The organism is Azospirillum sp. NS33 (assembly GCF_059703765.1).
The window spans coordinates 47438-65213 of sequence record NZ_BAAKJB010000026.1; the positions used below are offsets into that span (position 1 = coordinate 47438).

Annotated in this window: 19 protein-coding genes; 10 read left to right on the forward strand and 9 right to left on the reverse strand. The window is 73.9% G+C overall.

Going from position 1 to position 17776, the window contains the following annotated elements:
• Positions 1–78 precede the first annotated feature (78 nt).
• Together AC6H2I_RS21320 and AC6H2I_RS21325 are read left to right on the forward strand one after the other, a co-directional pair.
• On the forward strand, positions 79–1716 hold the full coding sequence (locus tag AC6H2I_RS21320) for an ATP-binding protein (RefSeq protein WP_497502724.1): 1638 nt from the start codon (positions 79–81) through the stop codon (positions 1714–1716).
• A complete protein-coding gene (locus AC6H2I_RS21325; protein WP_497502725.1) occupies positions 1713–2423 on the forward strand; it encodes a response regulator in 711 nt (236 codons plus the stop codon). The genes AC6H2I_RS21320 and AC6H2I_RS21325 overlap by 4 nt, the downstream gene beginning before the upstream one ends.
• Here AC6H2I_RS21325 and AC6H2I_RS21330 read toward each other — a convergent pair.
• Positions 2387–2884 carry a GNAT family N-acetyltransferase gene (locus tag AC6H2I_RS21330; protein WP_497502726.1) on the reverse strand — a complete coding sequence of 166 codons (498 nt, stop codon included), beginning with the start codon at positions 2882–2884 and terminating at the stop codon, positions 2387–2389. The genes AC6H2I_RS21325 and AC6H2I_RS21330 overlap by 37 nt on opposite strands.
• A gap of 143 nt (positions 2885–3027) precedes the next feature.
• Between AC6H2I_RS21330 and cysQ the strand changes: the two genes are divergently transcribed.
• Positions 3028–3810 (forward strand): 3'(2'),5'-bisphosphate nucleotidase CysQ, encoded by a 783-nt coding sequence (cysQ, locus tag AC6H2I_RS21335; RefSeq protein WP_497502727.1) that lies wholly within the window; start codon positions 3028–3030, stop codon positions 3808–3810.
• Positions 3807–4616 carry a ferritin-like domain-containing protein gene (locus AC6H2I_RS21340; protein ID WP_497502728.1) on the forward strand — a complete coding sequence of 270 codons (810 nt, stop codon included), beginning with the start codon at positions 3807–3809 and terminating at the stop codon, positions 4614–4616. Before cysQ ends, AC6H2I_RS21340 begins: the two co-directional genes overlap by 4 nt.
• Positions 4617–4631: 15 nt before the next feature.
• Here the strand turns inward: AC6H2I_RS21340 and AC6H2I_RS21345 are convergent, their stop codons facing one another.
• Together AC6H2I_RS21345 and AC6H2I_RS21350 are read right to left on the reverse strand one after the other, a co-directional pair.
• On the reverse strand, positions 4632–5243 hold the full coding sequence (locus AC6H2I_RS21345) for a DNA-3-methyladenine glycosylase I (protein ID WP_497502729.1): 612 nt from the start codon (positions 5241–5243) through the stop codon (positions 4632–4634).
• Positions 5240–5464, reverse strand: a complete 225-nt coding sequence (locus AC6H2I_RS21350) for a hypothetical protein (protein WP_497502730.1) — start codon at positions 5462–5464, stop codon at positions 5240–5242. The genes AC6H2I_RS21345 and AC6H2I_RS21350 overlap by 4 nt, the downstream gene beginning before the upstream one ends.
• Before the next feature lie 134 nt (positions 5465–5598).
• Here AC6H2I_RS21350 and AC6H2I_RS21355 point away from each other — a divergent pair, with 134 nt between their 5' ends.
• The gene (locus AC6H2I_RS21355; RefSeq protein ID WP_497502731.1) at positions 5599–5982 is read left to right on the forward strand and encodes a hypothetical protein; all 384 of its coding nucleotides are present in this window, start codon (positions 5599–5601) and stop codon (positions 5980–5982) included.
• A gap of 28 nt (positions 5983–6010) precedes the next feature.
• Here the strand turns inward: AC6H2I_RS21355 and AC6H2I_RS21360 are convergent, their stop codons facing one another.
• Positions 6011–7105, reverse strand: a complete 1095-nt coding sequence (locus AC6H2I_RS21360; RefSeq protein ID WP_497502732.1) for a lytic transglycosylase domain-containing protein — start codon at positions 7103–7105, stop codon at positions 6011–6013.
• A 230-nt stretch (positions 7106–7335) separates the two neighbouring features.
• On the opposite strand from AC6H2I_RS21360, the gene AC6H2I_RS21365 reads away from it, so the two are divergent.
• From AC6H2I_RS21365 to AC6H2I_RS21380, 4 genes are all read left to right on the forward strand, one after another.
• A complete protein-coding gene (locus AC6H2I_RS21365) occupies positions 7336–8535 on the forward strand; it encodes an NnrS family protein (protein ID WP_497502733.1) in 1200 nt (399 codons plus the stop codon).
• 18 nt (positions 8536–8553) lie between these two features.
• Complete coding sequence (locus AC6H2I_RS21370) at positions 8554–9057, forward strand: hemerythrin domain-containing protein (RefSeq protein ID WP_497502734.1); 504 nt, start codon at positions 8554–8556, stop codon at positions 9055–9057.
• A 310-nt stretch (positions 9058–9367) separates the two neighbouring features.
• Entirely contained in the window at positions 9368–10087 is a 720-nt protein-coding gene (locus AC6H2I_RS21375) for a chemotaxis protein CheC (protein WP_497502735.1), read from the forward strand.
• A 63-nt stretch (positions 10088–10150) separates the two neighbouring features.
• Entirely contained in the window at positions 10151–12028 is a 1878-nt protein-coding gene (locus AC6H2I_RS21380; protein ID WP_497502736.1) for a PAS domain-containing hybrid sensor histidine kinase/response regulator, read from the forward strand.
• Between the two features lie 37 nt (positions 12029–12065).
• Here AC6H2I_RS21380 and AC6H2I_RS21385 read toward each other — a convergent pair whose 3' ends face one another.
• The 4 genes from AC6H2I_RS21385 to AC6H2I_RS21400 form a co-directional block, all read right to left on the reverse strand.
• Positions 12066–12473, reverse strand: a complete 408-nt coding sequence (locus AC6H2I_RS21385) for a MerR family transcriptional regulator (protein WP_497502737.1) — start codon at positions 12471–12473, stop codon at positions 12066–12068.
• Positions 12474–12640: 167 nt separating this feature from the next.
• A complete protein-coding gene (gene trhA, locus AC6H2I_RS21390; RefSeq protein ID WP_497502738.1) occupies positions 12641–13297 on the reverse strand; it encodes a PAQR family membrane homeostasis protein TrhA in 657 nt (218 codons plus the stop codon).
• 149 nt (positions 13298–13446) lie between these two features.
• Positions 13447–14811: a glutamate--cysteine ligase gene (locus tag AC6H2I_RS21395; RefSeq protein ID WP_497502740.1), complete on the reverse strand. Its 1365-nt coding sequence runs from the start codon at positions 14809–14811 to the stop codon at positions 13447–13449.
• An 11-nt stretch (positions 14812–14822) separates the two neighbouring features.
• Positions 14823–15638, reverse strand: a complete 816-nt coding sequence (locus AC6H2I_RS21400) for a 16S rRNA (uracil(1498)-N(3))-methyltransferase (RefSeq protein WP_497502741.1) — start codon at positions 15636–15638, stop codon at positions 14823–14825.
• A 151-nt stretch (positions 15639–15789) separates the two neighbouring features.
• On the opposite strand from AC6H2I_RS21400, the gene ubiA reads away from it, so the two are divergent.
• A complete protein-coding gene (gene ubiA, locus AC6H2I_RS21405; RefSeq protein WP_497502742.1) occupies positions 15790–16719 on the forward strand; it encodes a 4-hydroxybenzoate octaprenyltransferase in 930 nt (309 codons plus the stop codon).
• Between the two features lie 33 nt (positions 16720–16752).
• Here the strand turns inward: ubiA and AC6H2I_RS21410 are convergent, their stop codons facing one another.
• The gene (locus tag AC6H2I_RS21410) at positions 16753–17616 is read right to left on the reverse strand and encodes a CHAP domain-containing protein (RefSeq protein ID WP_497502743.1); all 864 of its coding nucleotides are present in this window, start codon (positions 17614–17616) and stop codon (positions 16753–16755) included.
• Between the last annotated feature and the right edge of the window lie 160 nt (positions 17617–17776).

Sequence of the window (17776 nt, forward strand, 5' to 3'; positions counted from 1 at the left end):
GGGTTCCGCCCGCCCGCTCCGGCACCGGCGCGGCGCCGTGTGGCGGCGGGCGATCGCCTGGCGGGGGAGGCTGGATGAATGGCAGAGGTCGGCGTCACCGACGGGCCGGACGTGCGCTACACGGCGATGCGAGACGCCCGGTCGGAATCCGACACGTCCGGCACCGATACGTCCGGCACCGGCACGTCCGGGGCCGGACAGCCGCTGCGGCTGCGGGTGGTGCGGCGGATGTGGCACCAGCGTTCGGTGCGCGCCCAGATCCTGGCGACCTTCGTCTTCATCAACGTGGTCGCATGCGTCGTCGCGTCGGCGCTGGTGGTCTACAACGCACGGCGGGCGACGCTGGTGGAGATCGGCGCCTCGATCGAGGTGGCGGAGCGGTACGTCCGATCCGCCATCACGCGCCTGGAGGCGGCCAGCCCCGACGGCGCCCACCTCGACCGCGTCCTTTCGGAGATCGGCAACCAGCGCCACGTCCGCTTCGTCGTCACCACGCCGGAGGGGCGGCAGGCCCGGATGCGCGAACCGGCGACGGCGGACGGCCCGGGCGCCGCTGACGGTGCAACCGCTGACGCCGGCATCGCTGACGCCGGCGCCACTGACGGCGGCGCTCCGGACTGGTTCGCCGCGCTGGTCGGCGTCGGCGTCGACGGCCTGGCGCGCAGCGTCCCGGTGCTGGCCAACGGGCGGCGCATCGCCACCGTCACCATCGTCGGCGAGGCCGGCGACGAGATCGCCGAGGTGTGGGAGGACATGTCCGGCCTGGCCCTGGTGGCGCTCGCCGTCAATCTGGTGGTGATCGCCGTGCTCCACGTCGCGCTCGGCCGCCTGCTCCACCCGTTGCGCGGCCTGGCCACGGGCTTCCACGAGCTGGAGCAGGGCCATTTCCGCCACCGCCTGCCGGCGCCGCGGACCCGCGAGCTGGCCCACCTCGTCGACCGCTTCAACGCGCTGGCCGGCTCGCTGGCCGCGGCCCGCGCCGACAACGCCCGCCTCAGCCGGCGCCTCGTCGCGGTGCAGGACGACGAGCGGCGCCAGCTCGCCGCCGAACTGCACGACGAGCTGGGGCCCTGCCTGTTCGGGCTGAAGGCCAACGTGGCGTCGCTGTCCCGGCTGGCCGAGCGGCTGCCGGACGACGTCGGCGGCCCCCTGCGCGAACGGGCCGACACCCTGATGGACATCGGCGAGCGCATCCAGACCGCCAACCGGCGCCTGTTGAAGGCGGTGCGGCCGATGGCGCTGGGCCACGTCCCGCTGGCCGAGGCGGTGGCCGGCCTGGTGGCCGAGTTCGAGCGGCACGCCCCCGCCTGCGCCTTCCGCCTGGAGGCCAGCCCGCTGGCCCGGGGGTACGGCGACAGCGTCGACCTCACCGTCTACCGCTGCGTCCAGGAGGGGCTGACCAACGCGGTCCGCCACGCCCGGGCCACCCGCATCACCGTCGCCATCGCCGAGCGGCCGGCCCCCGATGCGGGCGACCCGCTGGCCGCCACCACCCCCTCGATCCGCCTGGCCGTGGAGGACGACGGCCATGGACTGGCGCCGGGCACCCCGGCCGGCCTCGGCCTGACCGCCATGAACGAGCGCGTCACGGCGCTCGGCGGCACGGTCGCGGTGACGCCCCGCCCCGGCCGCGGCACCCGTCTCGCCGTCACCATTCCCCTGGAGGAGGGGGACCGCACCCCGCCACCGGCGGCCACCGAGGAACGACACCCATGATCCGCGTCCTGCTCATCGACGACCACCCCATGGTGCTTCAGGGATGCCGGCGCGTCCTGCAGGACGCCAACGTCCGGGAGGTGCTGGAGGCCAGCAGCGCGCCGGCCGGATACCGGCTCTACCGCCGCCACCGCCCGGACATGGCCATCGTCGACCTGGCGCTCCAGGGCAACGGCCTGGCCGGGCTGGCGCTGATCCACCGCATCCGCCTGCACGACAGCCGCACCCCCATCCTGGTGTTCAGCATGCACGGCGACGCCGTCATCGTCAGCCGCGCCCTGGAGGCCGGGGCCAGCGGCTACCTGCTCAAGGACACCGCCCCGGAGGATTTCCTGGAGGCGGTGCACGCGGTGCGCCGGGGCCGCCCCTATCTCAGCCACCAGCTCGCCGTTCAGGTCGCGATGCTGGGCAGCCGCGGCCGCGAGAGCACGCTGGGCACGGTCACCCCGCGCGAACTGCAGACCCTCGCCCTGATCGCCGACGGCAAGTCCTACGGCCAGATCGCCGACGAGCTGGGCGTGAGCTACAAGACGGTGGCCAACACCTGCTCCCAGCTGAAGGTCAAGCTCGGCGCCCACAACCTGCCCGAGCTGATCCGCATGTCGATCGAGTTCCTGTCCTCGTCGCCCAACCAGGCCCGGACCCCGGCGTTCGCCACCCGTGGCATGGGCTACGGCGTGGCGGGATTGGCCGGCGCCACCAGATAGGTGACGCCGCGTCCGTAGGTCGCCAGGCGGGCGGCCAGCGCCGCGTCCGCCGCGGCGTAGGGCGCGAACCCGGAGCGCCGCCAGTAGGCGAGCGCCCCGGCCGTGGCGGTCAGCGCCAGCCACGCCACACCGCACCGCCCGGCCAGCGCGCGCGCCTCGACGAGGGCGCCGCCCCCCAGCCCCAGGCCGCGGGCGGCCGGCAGCAGCGCCACGTCGTGAAGGTAGAGGCAGTCGGCGTCGTCCGGCAGCGCCCCCAGCAGCGAGTCGAGCGTCGGCGGGCGGCCGAGGCGGCCCGGGTGGGCCAGGCCGTAGCCCAGCACCGCGCCGTCGGCGGCCACGGCCATGCGGCAGCCCGCCGGGAACAGGCGCAACCGTTCCGCGAAGACCTCCGGCCGCTCGGGATAGTCCGTGTGGACCGCATCGGCCACGGCCAGCGCCGCCGGCAGGTCGGATAAGGCCATTGCGCGCCATCGCGTGTTCATGCTCTCTCCCTGTGCCCGCGCCGTCCCCCGCCGAACGGTATCTCCCCGGCCAATCCCTGGGGGCTTCCTGGGAATCCTCCGGCGCGTTATCGTTTCATGACACCCGCACCCGGAGGACACCGATGACCGACACCACCGTGGCCAAGCTGCTGCCGACGGTCCGCACCATCGCGCACGAGGCCGGTCAGGTCATCCTGCGCTTCTACAACGACGGTGCGACGGTGACCACCAAAGGCGACGGCAGCCCGGTCACCAACGCCGATCACGCGGCCGAGGCGGTGATCCTGCCGGCCCTGCACCACCTCACCCCGGACATCCCCGTGGTGGCCGAGGAGGAGGTTGCGGCCGGCCGGGTTCCCGACGTCTCCGGCGGGCGGTTCTGGCTGGTCGATCCGCTGGACGGGACGAAGGAGTTCATCAACCGCAACGGCGAGTTCACCGTCAACATCGCCCTGATCGACCACGGCCGCCCGGTGCTCGGCGTGGTCTACGCGCCGGCCGTGGGCGACCTCTACGCCGCCGCCGGGCCGGGCACCGCGGTGCTCTGGGTCGAAGGCCGGGGGGAGCACGCCATCACCGTGCGGCGCCACCCGCCGGAGGGGCTGACGGTGGTCGCCAGCCGCTCCCACGGCGATGCCGGCGAGACCGACAGCTTCCTCGCCGGCTTCTCGGTCAAGCAGCGCATCTCCTGCGGCTCGTCGCTGAAGTTCTGCGCGGTGGCCTGCGGCAAGGCCGACCTCTACCCGCGCTTCGGCCCGACCTGCGAATGGGACACCGCCGCCGGCCACGCCGTCCTGCTGGCGGCCGGCGGCCGGGTGTGCGTCGGCGACGGGACCGCGCCGCTGGGCTACGGCAAGCGCGCCGACTTCCTCAACCCCTCCTTCGTCGCCTACGCCTGGCAGTGACCACCCTCCCCGCCACCCTGGCCGAGGCGGCGCGCGCCGTCCTCGAAACGGCGGCGGCCGACGGCAAGGTCGCCCTGACCCACGCCTGTGCCGCGGCGTGGCGCGACGGGCGGATCGCCGAGGTCGGCCGGGCCACCCTGCCCGACCGGCCGGCGCGCCCCGACCGGCCGGAGCTGCGCCTGCCGCGCGACATGCCCAAGCGCGGCCGCGGCGGCAGCGAGGCCAACCGGATTGCCCTGCTGCACGCCCTGGCCCACATCGAGCTGAACGCCATCGACCTCGCCTGGGACCTGGTCGCCCGCTTCCCCGACGCGGCCATGCCGCGCGCCTTCCTCGACGACTGGGTCGGCGTGGCCGACGACGAGGCGCGCCACTTCACCATGCTGGAGCGCCGGCTGACCGCGCTGGGCTCCGGCTACGGGGCGCTGCCCGCCCATGACGGGCTGTGGCAGGCGGCCCAGGTCACCGCCCACGACATCGCCGCGCGGTTGGCCGTGGTGCCCATGGTGCTGGAGGCTCGCGGCATCGACGTGACCCCCGACACGGTGGCCCGGCTGGAGGCGTTCGGCGACGCCGAGAGCGCCGCCCTGCTGCGGGCGATCTGCGACGACGAGATCGTCCACGTCGCCGCCGGCCGGCGCTGGTTCCAGGTGCTGTGCGAGCGCCGCGGCCTGGAGCCGGTGGCGGCCTGGCAGGACCTGGTGGCGCGGCACTTCCGCGGCGCCCTGAAACGGCCCTTCAACGTCGAGGGCCGCCGCGCCGCCGGCTTCGGGCCGGAGTTCTACGAGCCGGTGGCCGAGGGCTGACCGGCGCCGGCGGCCTCAGCCGCGCGGCGGTGTGAAGGCGGCCCGGGCGTCGGCGACCGCGGCGCGGATGGCGCAGCCCTCGGCGTGGTCGTTGACCAGCCCCATGGCCTGCATGAAGGCGTAGGCGGTGGTCGGACCGACGAAGCGCCAGCCGAGCTTCTTCAGATCCTTCGACAGCGCCACCGATTCGGGCGAGGTGGAGACCGTCTGCGGTGGCGCCGCGGCGGCGGGATCGGCCTCGTAGCGCCACAGGAATGCGGCGAGCGACCCGTCGCGCTCCACCAGCTCCACGGCGCACCGCGCGTTGTGGATCACCGCCTCGATCTTGCCGCGGTGACGGACGATCCCGGCGTCGCCCAGCAGGCGGGCCACGTCGGACTCGCCGAACGCGGCGACCTTGACGACGTCGAAGCCCTGGAAGGCGGCGCGGAAGGCCTCCCGCTTGGCCAGGATGGTCCGCCAGCTCAAGCCGGACTGGAAGGCCTCCAGGCTCAGCTTCTCGAACAGGCGGCGGTCGTCGGCGACCGGAAAGCCCCACTCGGTGTCGTGGTAGGGCAGGAACTCCGGAACGGTGCCGCACCAGCGGCATCTCGGCTGGCCATCCGGCCCGGTGATGGTCGCACTCATCGCCTCTCCTCTTCCTCCGCCCCCGCTTCCGCCGCCCCCGCTTCCGCCGCCCCCGCTTCCGCCGGCGGACCGGACCGCGGGTGGATGCTGGCGGGGGCGAACCCGGCGATTGTGGCGGTCGCCGGCCCTCCCGTCACGAGGGATCCGCGGCGCCTCGCCACCGCGAGCACCAGCCGCGGATCGTCCCGGTCGAGCAGCGTGCGCTGCCCCGCCATCAGCATGGGTTCTCCCGTCGCGCCCCGCCCCGCCCGAAATCCGGCGCCCCCAGCCTGGCGCGGCGCCGGGGCGGCCGCTATCCTCCGCGCCCGACGGGCGGCCCGCCGGCGGGCCGCCCCTGGCCGAAGGGGGAGCGGGCATGAACGTTGCGCGGGGTCTGTGGCGGCTGGCCGTGGTGGCCGCGCTGGCGTGGGTCGTGGTTGCGGGCACGCGGCACTGGACCGCGCTGCGCGAGGACCTCGCCATCGTCCAGTCGCGGCTGGAGGCGCACTGGCAGCGCGACGACACCGCGCCGGTCCTGGAGACACCGCTGGGCCGCTTCACGCCCAGCGGCGAGCTGGCGGAGTTCCTCGCCAGCGTGCGCGGCCTGGGCCGGGCGGAGGCGGAGCGGCGCCTCGCCCTGCGCCACGACGCGGCGCTGGCGCGGCTGCGCGACACCCTGATCGTGGTGTTCGGCCCGCCTCTGGCGCTGGTCGCGCTGGGGCTGGCCGCGGGCTGGGTGTCGCGCGGCTTCCGGGCCTGACCCGGCCCGCCGCGCACCGCTCCCCCGGTCAGTTCGTCTCGGTCAGGGCGACGCACACGCTGTCGCGGCCCTTCAGGCTGCCGCAGCCGTCGGTGCGCTGGCTGACGAAGCGGAACTGCACCCGTTCCGGATCGACGCCGGCCGGCAGGAAAGCCTGGGCGACCTCGGCGCGGAAGGCCGGCGACACGCTGCGGGGCTTGGCAGGCGGGACCACCGCCGCCACCGCGACCGCCGCCCCCGGCTTGCGCTGTGCCGCCGCGGCCGTCGGCCCGGCCGCCACCGCGGCCACCAGTTGGACCGCGGGGGCCTGAACCGCCGGGGCCTGAGCCACCGGAACCGCCGCGACCGTCGGCTTGCCGGCCACCGCCACCTGGAACGCGCCGTCGCGGGGAGCGGGCGGCGGCACGATCGCGGTCCGGGCCACCACGGCCGCCGGGGCGACGGCCGGCGTCGGCGCCGCCGCGGGGGCGACCTCCGCGACCACCACCGGAGCGGCCACGGGAACCGCGGACGCCACCTCGATGGCGTCGGCGATGGGGGCGCCGGTGGGCTGCGCGCCGCGCACCGCCGGGCTCAGCGCCGCGACGTATTTGCGCGTCTCCTGGGGCAGGGTGCGCTTGCCGGCGAGGTGGCTGGCGTAGCAGCCGGGCCCGCAATTGTAGGCGGCGAGGAAGCCGGGGGCGCCGAACAGGTCGTACATCTCGCGGATGTAGGCGGTGCCGGCCAGCACGTTGTCGCGCGGGTCCTTCGGGTCGGGGCCGAGGTCGTAGGCCTTGCGCATGAGGTCGTAGGTGCCCGGCATCACCTGCATCAGGCCGATCGCCCCGGCCGGGCTGGTGATGACCCGCTCGCCGACCCAATGGCGGCCGCTGCTCTCGCGGATCATCACGGCGCGGATCCACGGCTCCGGAACGTCGAAGCGGGCCGACGCCTCGCGGATGTGCGGCACCCAGGGGGCCAGCCGGTCGTTGGGGTCAATGGGCGCGGCCGCGATCCGTTCCGGGGCCGGCGCGTCGGACGCGCACCCCGCCAGGGCCAGACCAATGAACGCCAGGGCCCCGAGCGCGGTGCGCGCCGATGCCCGTCGGTGGGCCTTGGCGGCCCGGTTCTGCCGAAGTTCCACGTGTCGGGTCCCGTACTGGCCATGCACAATCGATGGGATTACCTCGTCTTGTTGGTTAAGATCCGATCGAAAGTCAAGCGAATCGGGCACCATGCGACCATATTTCCGTCACAGTGTTGCCACGATGACTTGGTTGGCCACGACATTTAACGGACATTCTCAGGAAACGGGGGCGCCGCCGGCGCGTTGAACGGGGCACGCCGGCGCGTTGAACGGGGCGCTCTGGGGGCTTGTCCGCGGTCAAGCCGGCGGTGGCCGAACGGGACTACACCGTCGCCATGACCGCCACCCACGCCGCCGCCGCCGGCCGCCCCGCCGGGCATCGCGTCTTCTTTCCCCTCGCCCTGCTGTACGGCGCCGCGGCCGTGCCGTACTGGACGGCGGGCCACCTGGGCCTCGTGGCGACGGGGTGGACACCGGCCGTCCACGCCCACGAGATGCTGTTCGGCTTCGCCCTGGCGGCGGTCGGCGGCTTCCTGCTGACCCGGCCGCGGCCGGCCGCGCTGGCGCTCGCGGTCGCCGCCTGGGCCGCCGGCCGCCTCGCCCTGCTGGCCGGCCTGGCACCGCCGCTGGCGGCGCCGCTGGCGCTGGCCTTCCCCCTCGTCCTGTTCGCGCTGGCCGGGTGGCCGTTCCTGCGCGCCGTCAAGAGCGGCCACAACGCGGTGTTCGGTCCCCTGATCGGCGCCTTCGCCCTGGCCGAGGCGGTCTATTGGTGGGCCGGCGACGGCGGCCGGGCCGGGGTGCTGCTGGCCCTCCATCTCTGCGGCCTGCTGCTGTTCGCCATGGGCGGCCGCATCATCCCGGCGGCGACGGCGGGGGCGCTGCGCCAGCGCGGCGGCCACCTGGTGCACCGCGTGCAGCCGCGCCTGGAGGCCGCCGGGCTGGCCGGCGGCGCGCTCGCCCTCGCCGCCACGGCGGTGACGGCGGTGACGGCGTCGAGCGGGTCGCCGGCGGGGACCGGCGGGCCGGCCTGGGACGCGGTCGGCGCGGCCGGCGCCGCGCTCACCGGGGGCGTCGCGCTGGCCCGCCTGGCGCGCTGGCGCACCGCCGCGGTGCGCCAGCGGCCGGAGCTGTGGAGCCTGCACCTCGGCTACGGCTGGCTGGGCCTGGGCTGGCTGGCGGCGGCGCTGGAGCGGGTGGCGCCCGGCAGCGGCGGCGCCGGGTGGCATGTCCTGGGGGTCGGCGCGCTCGGCACCCTGGTCGTGGCAATGGCCGTGCGGGCCACCCAGCAGCGGGAGGGGCACGCGACCGCGCTGCCCGCCGCCGCCGTCGCCGCGGTGATGGCGGTGGCCGTCGCCACCCTTGCGCGGGTCGCGGCGGACACCGGTGCGGCATGGTCGGTGGCGGCCCTGGCGGCGGCGGCCGTGACGTGGAGCCTCGCTCTGCTGTTGATCCTGGCGGTGGTGCGGCGGATGCTGGCGCGCCGCTGACTGACCACGGAGCGCGCCATGCACGCCACCACCGAGACCGGCCGCCACATCCACGAGGATCACGACCGCACCATCGCGATGATCAACCGCCTGGAACGCCACCTCGACACCGCGGAGGAGCGCGGCATCCCCTCCCTCGACGACCCGGCGGTGCACGCGCTGGTGAGCGATCTCGACGCCCATCTGGAGCGGGAGCTGGGCGCCCATTTCGACTTCGAGGAGCAGACCGTGTTTCCCCTCCTGGCCGAACGCGGCGCCCACGACCTGGTCCAGCACCTCGCCGCCGAGCACACGGCGATGCGGCCGATCGGCCGGCGGCTGCAACGCTACTGCGCACTGGCGCTCGCCGAAGGGTTCGACGCGGAAAGCTATGGTGCCTTCGTGCATTTCGCCGGCGAGATCGTGTCGCTCCTGGAACGCCACCTCCAGGTCGAGGAAACGGCGCTGCTGGGCGCCGTCGAAACGATGCTGGCCGATGACCCCGATCTCGACCGCACGCTGGCCCGCGCCCACCGCACCTGACCGGCAAATGCCATCGGACGTTGCGCCTATGCCATTCGCCTGCCGCCCCCTACGCGTCCGCCATCCGCGGACAGCCTTATTGACGACTCGCGCCCGGCATTTTATGTCACGGTGTGATCCGCGTTCTTCCCGCCGTGCAAAGCCCTTCCGGCGGCGGTCGGCCGGAGGAGGGGCACCGCCGCGACCGCTCCGGCCATCCCGGGGATTGAGGAAAGGACGAGCGCATGCCACACGCCCATCCGACGCAGGGCCGGTCGACGCGCAAGGGTCGGCGGTGCGGCGGTGCGCCGCCGACTCGCGGTGGCCAGGGTTGACCGGCGCGGCCCCCATGTGGACGGCGCTGAGCGACCTCGAAACCGACGCGCTGACGGAACTGGTGAACGTGTCGGTCAGCAAGGCGGCGGTGACCCTGAGCCGCATGATGGGCGGCGGGGTGTCGCTGACGGTGCCGCGGGTGAGCGTCATGCCCCGCGAGGACGCCGCCGCGGCGCTGCGAACGACCGAACCGGCGGACCGCCTGGTGGCGGTGGGCGAATCCTTCGACGGACCGTTCTCCGGATCGGCGGTGCTGGTCTTCCCGGTGTCCAACAGCCTGGAACTGGTCCGGGCGGTGCTGCCCCACCTCGCCGATCTCGACGAGATCATCGAGATGGAGCAGGAGGCGCTGAGCGAGATCGGCAACATCATCATCAACAGCTGCCTGTCGACCCTCGCCAACATGCTGGGGGAGCGGATCACCACGTCGCTGCCCCGGGTCATCTACGGCGGCGCCCGCGAGATCCTGAGCCGCCCCGACCCCGACGGGGCGGCCGGCGACGCGCCGGACGGGGCGGAGCACGCCGGTGCCGACGGTGCCGGTGGCGACGGCGACCGGGTCATGGTGTTCCACGTCGATTTCATCATGCGCGAGCGCGATCTGCGCGGCTTCATCGTCATCGTGATGAGCGTGTCCTCGATGCTGGCGCTGCGGGCCAGCGTGCGGCGCCTGCTGGACAGTTGCGGCGAGCCGTCGCCGACCGCCGCGGGATGACCGACCGCCCCTTCCTCCGCCGGTGGCCGCCCGACGGGTGCCTCCCACCACCACCGTTGGCCCATGGTTGACCGTTTCCACCACATCGCGACCTTCGACGACCTCGACCTCGGCATCATCGAGCTCGACGTGGACCAGCGCGTGCGCCGATGGAACCGCTGGATCGCGATGCAGTCGGGCATCACGGCGGAGGACGCCACCGGCCGCGGCCTGTTCGACCTGTTCCCGGACCTGGCCGACAGCCGGCTCGGCCTTGCCGTGGCCGACGCGCTGGCGGCGGGCATGTCCTCGGTGGTGTCCCACTACCTGAACCCGCGCCTGCTGCCGCTGGTCAACGACGCCTCCGGCGGGCGGCGGGCGGTGCACCAGTCGATCGTCGTCCGGCCGTTGACCGGTGGGGCCGGCGGTTGCCTGTTGCAGGTCAACGACATCTCGGCCGCGGTGCGGCGTGAGCAGCAGCTCCGCCAGGGGCGTGCGGCGCGCTACCGCGCCATCGTCGACACCGCCACCGACGCCATTGTCACCGTCGACGAGGCCGGTGTGATCCAGACCGCGAATCGCGCCGCGGCCGCCCTGTTCGCCTGCGGCGAGGGCGACCTGGTCGCCACCCCCGTGGCGAACCGGATCACCCCCTTCGTCGAGGGCCGCGCCTGCGTCGAGCGCGGCGACGGCAGCGCCGTGCACGTCGACATGTCGATCACCCGCTGGTCGGCGGACGGCCGCCGTTTCTCCACGGCGATCATGCGCGACGTCACCGCGCGCATGGAGATGGAGCGCACGATCATCACGGCGAAGGAGGACGCCGTGGCCGCCCGCATCGCGGCGGAGCAGGCCAACCGCGCCAAGTCGAAGTTCCTGGCGGCGGCCACCCACGACCTGCGCCAGCCCGTCCAGTCGCTCATGCTGTTCGCCTCGGCGCTCGGCGCCCGGGCGGCCGATGAACGCTCCCGGACGCTGATCGGTCACATGGATCACGCGCTGGACGCGCTGAAAGGCCTGTTGGACAGCCTGCTCGACATTTCGAAGCTCGACGCCGGCATCGTCTCGGCCAAGATCGAAGCGGTGCCTCTCGCCCAGGTTCTGGAATCGGTCGAGCACGGGTTCGGCCCCGTGGCCGCCGAGAAGGGATTGGGCTGGTCGGTGGAGGACGCCGGGGACCTGCGGGTGCTGAGCGACGCCGCGCTGCTCGGCCGCATGGTCCGCAACCTGGTCGAGAACGCCATCCGCTACACCGAACGGGGCGACGTGCGGGTGTCCGCGACCGTCGACGCCGAGGCCGGGCGGGTGCGCATCGCCGTCACCGACACCGGAATCGGCATCCCGCCAGAGAGCCAGGAGGAGATCTTCACCGAGTTCCACCAGCTCGCCAATCCCGAGCGCGACCAGAAGATGGGCCTCGGCCTCGGCCTCGCCATCGTGCGCCGGCTCTCGCTGCTCCTCGACCACCCCGTGGAGGTCCGCTCGACGCCCGGCGGCGGTTCCACCTTCGCGCTCACCGTGCCGCTGCTGGGCGCCGCCGTGGAACCCGCCGCCGCCGCCACGCCGGCGCACGCCGCCGCGGGACGCACCATCGTGGTGATCGAGGACAACGCGGTGGTGCTGATGGGGCTGCAGGGCATCCTCGAGCAGTGGGGATACCGCGTGCTGGCGGCGGAATCCTGCGACGAGGCGCTGCTGGCGCTGGCCGCGGCCGGCGCCGCGCCGGACGTCATCGTCGCCGACTACAGGCTGCGCCACCAGCGGACCGGCACCGAGGCGATCCGCGCCGTCCGCGCCCGCTACGGCCAGGCCATTCCCGGCCTGATGCTGACCGGCGAGAACAGCCCCGACTGCCTGCAGGACGGCCGCACCGAAGGCTTCGCCATCCTGCACAAGCCGATCGAGCCGGAGCAGCTCCGCCGCGCCCTCGGCGCCGCGCTGGGTCCGGCGGCCGCCGGCTGAGCGTCGCCGCCGCCACGCCCCGGCGCGCGGTAGACCCTCACGCCGGCCCCGTGCCGCCCGTGGGGTCCGCGCCCCGCTCGCGCAGGGCAACCACCACCCGCGCCTCGATCTCCGCCAGTTCGGCGACGCTGGCGTCCAGGGCGCGGCGCTGTTCCTCCAGTTCATCCAGGCGGTGGCGCACCCGGCCGAGCAGAAGCGTGAGCTGCGCCACGTTGCCGTGTTCCGCGGTGTAGAGGTCGAGATACTCCTTGATCTCCGCCAGGGAGAAGCCCAGCCGCTTGCCGCGCAGGATCAGCGTCAGCCGGGCCCGGTCGCGCCTGGTGTAGACCCGGTTGTTGCCGACGCGGCGCGGCGCCAGCAACCCCTTGGCCTCGTAGAACCGCAGGGCGCGCGGGGTGAGGCCCAGCAGGGCGGCGAGCTGGTTGACGGTGTAGAGCTCCTCCATCGCGCACCCCCCGCGGTTCGTCCCCGGCCGACCCGGCGCCGCCGGCCGCCCCGCCCCCATGCCGCCGCGCCATTGACGTTAACGTCAACCGCCGGCGCTGTCAGCACCGTCGCACCGCGCCGGGGAGCGACGGGCGAGGGGTGCCGCGGCGCCGGCGGACGGTGGGGTCAGGTGGCGAATTCCAGCACCATCGCGGCGAAGTGGCAGGCGGCGCCGCCGAGCACGCAGAGGTGCCAGATCGCGTTGTAGTAGGGCAGCCACGCCTGGTGGTGGATCCACGCCCCGGCGGTGTAGACGGCCCCCTCGGCGCACACCAGGGCGAAGGCGGCCGCGGAGAGCGACTCCCGGAGGTCGCCGATCACCGCCAGCGCCGCCCAGCCGATCAGCAGATAGAGCACCAGCCCCGTGCGCTCGAACCGGCGCGGCCAGACCAGCTTGAGCGCGGCCCCCAGCAGCGCCGCCGCCCACACCGCCAGACACAGCGCCAGCCCGTCCGAGGCGCTGTCGAGCCGGTTCAGGGACAGAGGCGTGTAGCACCCGGCGATGGCGATGTAGATCATCGCGTGGTCGACGCGGCGGAACTGCTCCTTCCACCAGCCGGGCGCGGTCAGGTTGTAGAGGGCGGACGAGGTCAGCACCCCGGTCATGCCGGCGCAGTAGATGGCCAGCGACACCAGCTCCAGCGCCGTCGTCCGCCCCGCGGCAAGGGTCAGCAGCCAGGCGGCGGCGGCGATCGCGGCGGGCACGCCCACCACGTGGACCACCGCGTCCGCCGCGCGTTCGCGCCCGCTGTAGGCCGGGAACTCGTAGGGGGCGCTGGTCATGGCCGGGGCATCCCCCGGCGGGGTCCGGTGCCGCGTCGTTCCTCCCTGCTCATCGCGTCTTCCCCCACGGTGGCCGGCGCCAAGGGCGCCTTCACCGGGATCAACGCGGGGAGGCCGGGGGTGCTCCCCGACTCAGGAAGGTTAAAACCTCAGTAGGCGTAGTCGCGGAACACCGGGTCGACGCTGCCGCCCCAGGCGCCGGCGTAGCGCTCCAGAAGCTCGTCGGCCGGCGACTGGCCGGAGTCGGCGATGCCCAGCAGCGTGTCCAGATAGTGGGCCTCGTCGTCGCCCCAGTTGTCGTTGCGCCGGCGGCGCACCAGCCCCTGGCGGGCGATCTCCAGCACCTCCACCGCCAGCTCGCGCACCGTGCCGCCGCGGAACGGGGTGCGCAGCCCGTGGCGCGGCACCGCGGCGCGCAGCTCCGCCCGCTCCGCCGCGCTCCACCCCTTCACGACGTCCCACGCCGCGTCGAGCGCCTGGTCGTCGTAGAGCAGCCCCGTCCACAACGCCGGGAGGGCGCACAGCCGGCGCCAGGGGCCGCCGTCGGCGCCGCGCATCTCCAGGTACTTCTTCAGCCGGACCTCGGGGAAGACGGTGGTGAGGTGATCGGCCCAGTCGGTGATCCGCGGCGCCTCGCCCGGCAGCGCGGGCAGCCGCCCCTCCAGGAAATCGCGGAACGACTGGCCCGACGCGTCGATGTAGGCGCCGTCCCGGTAGACGAAGTACATGGGCACGTCGAGCACGTAGTCGACGTAGCGCTCGAAGCCGAAGCCGTCCTCGAAGACGAACGGCAGGTCGCCGGTGCGGTCGGGGTCGGTGTCGGTCCAGATGTGGCTGCGGTAGGACTGGAAGCCGTTGGGGCGGCCCTCGCCGAAGGGCGAATTGGCGAACAGCGCGGTCGCCACGGGCTGCAGCGCCAGCGACACCCGGAACTTCTTCACCATGTCGGCCTCGGAGCCGAAGTCCAGGTTGACCTGGACCGTGCAGGTGCGGGTCATCATGTCGACGCCGAGCCCGCCGCGCTTGGGCATGTAGTCGCCCATGATCCGGTAGCGCCCCTTGGGCATCCAGGGGATGTCCTCGCGCCGCCATTTCGGCTGGAAGCCGAGGCCGACCATGCCGATGCCCATCTCCGCCCCGACCTCCTTCACCTGGCGCAGGTGGCGGTGCACCTCCGCGCAGGTCTGGTGCAGGGTGACCAGCGGCGCGCCGGACAGCTCCACCTGGCCGCCCGGCTCCAGGGTGATGTTGGCACCGTCCTGGGTCAGGGCGATGATGCTCCCGTCCTCGCGGACCGGCTGCCAGCCGAAGCGCTGCATGCGCGTCAGCAGCTCGCCGATGCCGTCCGGCCCCTCATAGGGCAGCGGCCGCAGGTCGGACAGGCGGTAGGCGAACTTCTCGTGCTCGGTGCCGATGCGCCAGTCCTCGACGGGCTTGCTCCCGGACTCGAGGTAGGTGGCCAGTTGGCGGCGATCGGTGATCGGTTCGCCCTGGGTGATGGGAGGAGCGGACATGGATGCGGGCCCTAGCGAGGGGTGGAGGTGTCCGGCGGGTCGGCCGACCGGAAGGGCGGACGGCCGTCGGCGCCGCCCGCGGCCCAGTCCCCGACCAGGGACTGCCAGCACGCCAGCGCGGCGAACGCCGCCGTGTCGGCGCGCAGGATGCGGGGCCCGAGGCCGACCGGAACAACAAATGGAAGATTGCGGATGGCGTCAAGCTCCCGCGTGTCGAACCCTCCCTCCGGCCCGACCAGGAAAGCGGCCGGACGCCCGGCGTGCGCTTGCACCGCCGGCACCACGGGCATGGCAGCCCCGCTCTCGGCGCAGAAGAACAGCACCCGCTCCGCCGGCCAATCGGCCAGCGCGCGGTCCAGTGGCACCGGCTCCGCCAGCTCGGGAACGGTCAGCCGCTCGCACTGCTCCGCCGCCTCCACGGCGTTGGCGCGCAGGCGGTCCATGTTGACCCGATGGGGATCGGTGCGCCGGGTGAACACCGGCCACAGGCGCGACACCCCCAGCTCGCTGGCCTTCTCCGCCACCGTGTCGATGCGCCCGCGCTTCAGCGGCGCGAACAGCAGCCACAGGTCCGCCGCCCCTTCCTGGGGCCGCAGACAGGCCCCCACCGTCAGCGAGCACCAGCCCTTGCCGAAGCCGTCGACGCTGGCGCTCCACTCGCCGTCGCGGCCGTTGAACACGGCGATGGTGTCGCCGCGGTCCAGGCGCATGACGTGGCGCAGGTAGTGGGCGCGCTCGTGGTCGAGGCCGACGGCCTGGCCGGCGACCAGCGGCTCGTCGACGTAGAGGCGGATCTTCGGGCGGTCGGGGCGCGTGCGGTCGGACATGAATTCCCTTCGGCATCCGCTGGGGACGGTTCCGGGGCCGACTATAGCGGCAAACACGCGGCGCCCGCGAGACGTCCGGGGCCCGCTTGCCCGAAGCCGCGGCCGGCGGCTATCGTGCGCCCGCCTTGCCGACCATGGGAGCCCGGCCGTCATGACCCCGCCACCGCACCCGAGCCTGGACACCGGATTCACCGACATCCGCAGCGGCGGCTGGATCGACCGGCACGCGCCCGCCGCGGCGCGCCCCTACCTGCGCCTGGCCCGCCTCGACCGGCCGATCGGCACCTGGCTGCTGCTGTTCCCCTGCTGGTGGAGCGCGGCCCTGGCCGCGCCGGGGCTGCCCGACGGGCGCCTCGTCGCGCTGTTCGCCGTGGGCGCGGTGGTGATGCGGGGGGCCGGCTGCACGGTCAACGACATCCTCGACCGCGACATCGACGGCCGGGTGGAGCGCACCCGCGGCCGGCCGATCCCCAGCGGCCAGGTCAGCGTGCGCCGCGCCCTGGCCTTCCTGGCCCTTCAACTGCTGGCCGGGCTGGCGGTGCTGGTGCAGTTCAACGCGACCACCGTGGCGCTGGGCGCCCTCTCGCTGGTGCTGGTGTTCACCTACCCGCTGATGAAGCGCATCACCTGGTGGCCCCAGGCGTTCCTGGGGCTGGCGTTCAACTGGGGGGCGCTGGTCGGGTGGACCGCCGTGCGCGGCGAGCTGGACTGGCCCGCCCTGGCGCTCTATGCCGCCGGCATCGCCTGGACGCTCGGCTACGACACCATCTACGCCCACCAGGACAAGGAGGACGACGCCCGCATCGGCGTCAAGTCCACCGCGTTGCGGCTGGGCGGTGCCAGCAAGATCTGGGTCTACGGCTTCTACACCCTGACCATCGCCGGGATGATCCTGGCCGCGCGGCTGGCGGGCCTGGGCGCCTGGGCCCAGCCGCTGCTGGCGCTCGCCGGCCTGCACCTGGCGTGGCAGGTGGCCACGTGGAATCCCGACGACCAGAACGACTGCCTCGCCACCTTCCGCTCCAACCGCTGGTTCGGCTGGATCGTGCTGGCCGCCTTCGTGGTCGGCCGGACCGTCTGACCCGGCGCCGCAGCCGCGGCGGGCGGCCGGGTGTCAGTGTTCGGAACTGGCGACCTGGGGCGACTCGACGCGGTGCGCCGGTTTGCGCCCGGGAAGCGCCGCGGCGACCACGGCCACCCGGTCCGCCGCCATCCGCTCCGCCACCCGCGGGGCGGGAGCCGGCTTGGCGGTCGGGACCACCGTTGCCACCATTACCGGCGATGAGGTCGCCATGGCGACCACCGGCGATGAGGTCGCCGTTGCCACCGCCGGCGACGGGGTCGCCGTTGCCACCACCGGCGACGGGGTCGCCGTGGCGACCGCGGCCTTGGCCGGCGACGGCTTGACGGGCGGCCGCACGGCGTCGCGCGGAGCGGCGTCCGGCGCCGTCAGCGCAGCCGTCTGGAACAGCGGCTTGCGCGACGGCGGAGTCGGCAGGGCGGCCAGGGCGGGACCGCGATCGGCGCGGGCCCCCCGCCCCGAGGGGGCGACGGCGTATTCCAGCTTCGGCCCGGTCGCCGGCGCCACCCCGTCGGGCAGGATGAAGCCGTAGGTCGGATAGGTCCGCAGCCCCCAGCTGGCGCTGGGATCGTGCCACACCCGCACCCGTGACCAGTCGCCGCGCGCGGAGACGTCCATCACCCGCATGTGCCGGCGGATGCCCTCGCCCTCGAGCCAGGTGTGGTCGACCTCGATGGTGCGGTGGTCGACGACCCGGCTGACCAGCGAGACATGGCCGCGGTTGAGAGGGCCGCTGCGCTTGAACACCAGAACGGCCCCGACGGCGGGGTCGTCGTCCCGGCCGTAGTGGCCTTCGGCGCGGCTCCACCACAGCCACGCGTCGCCACGAATCGTGAAATCCGAGAGAGCGCGGACGGTGCGGACACATTCATTCGCCTGGGCACTCGGCGTCGCCATGGGGCTCAAGGCGAGAAACGCGGCAAGCGAAAGACGGATTCCGATACCGTTTGTCCGCATGACCCCCCCAAGATGACGTTCAAGACCTCTACTTGCTGGTTAACACGGCATCTGCCGTCTGTCCACCGCGTTTGAATTCTGTAACATGACGCGGCTGTGG

What these genes read in the sequence shown, in the direction of transcription:
- AC6H2I_RS21320 (WP_497502724.1), top strand. Translation starts at nt 79, where the DNA reads ATGGCAGAGGTCGGCGTCACCGACGGGCCGGACGTGCGCTACACGGCG.
- AC6H2I_RS21325 (WP_497502725.1), top strand. Translation starts at nt 1,713, where the DNA reads ATGATCCGCGTCCTGCTCATCGACGACCACCCCATGGTGCTTCAGGGA.
- AC6H2I_RS21330 (WP_497502726.1), bottom strand. Translation starts at nt 2,884, where the DNA reads ATGGCCTTATCCGACCTGCCGGCGGCGCTGGCCGTGGCCGATGCGGTC.
- cysQ (WP_497502727.1), top strand. Translation starts at nt 3,028, where the DNA reads ATGACCGACACCACCGTGGCCAAGCTGCTGCCGACGGTCCGCACCATC.
- AC6H2I_RS21345 (WP_497502729.1), bottom strand. Translation starts at nt 5,243, where the DNA reads ATGAGTGCGACCATCACCGGGCCGGATGGCCAGCCGAGATGCCGCTGG.
- AC6H2I_RS21350 (WP_497502730.1), bottom strand. Translation starts at nt 5,464, where the DNA reads ATGCTGATGGCGGGGCAGCGCACGCTGCTCGACCGGGACGATCCGCGG.
- AC6H2I_RS21355 (WP_497502731.1), top strand. Translation starts at nt 5,599, where the DNA reads ATGAACGTTGCGCGGGGTCTGTGGCGGCTGGCCGTGGTGGCCGCGCTG.
- AC6H2I_RS21370 (WP_497502734.1), top strand. Translation starts at nt 8,554, where the DNA reads ATGCACGCCACCACCGAGACCGGCCGCCACATCCACGAGGATCACGAC.
- AC6H2I_RS21380 (WP_497502736.1), top strand. Translation starts at nt 10,151, where the DNA reads ATGGTTGACCGTTTCCACCACATCGCGACCTTCGACGACCTCGACCTC.
- AC6H2I_RS21385 (WP_497502737.1), bottom strand. Translation starts at nt 12,473, where the DNA reads ATGGAGGAGCTCTACACCGTCAACCAGCTCGCCGCCCTGCTGGGCCTC.
- trhA (WP_497502738.1), bottom strand. Translation starts at nt 13,297, where the DNA reads ATGACCAGCGCCCCCTACGAGTTCCCGGCCTACAGCGGGCGCGAACGC.
- AC6H2I_RS21395 (WP_497502740.1), bottom strand. Translation starts at nt 14,811, where the DNA reads ATGTCCGCTCCTCCCATCACCCAGGGCGAACCGATCACCGATCGCCGC.
- AC6H2I_RS21400 (WP_497502741.1), bottom strand. Translation starts at nt 15,638, where the DNA reads ATGTCCGACCGCACGCGCCCCGACCGCCCGAAGATCCGCCTCTACGTC.
- ubiA (WP_497502742.1), top strand. Translation starts at nt 15,790, where the DNA reads ATGACCCCGCCACCGCACCCGAGCCTGGACACCGGATTCACCGACATC.
- AC6H2I_RS21410 (WP_497502743.1), bottom strand. Translation starts at nt 17,616, where the DNA reads ATGGCGACGCCGAGTGCCCAGGCGAATGAATGTGTCCGCACCGTCCGC.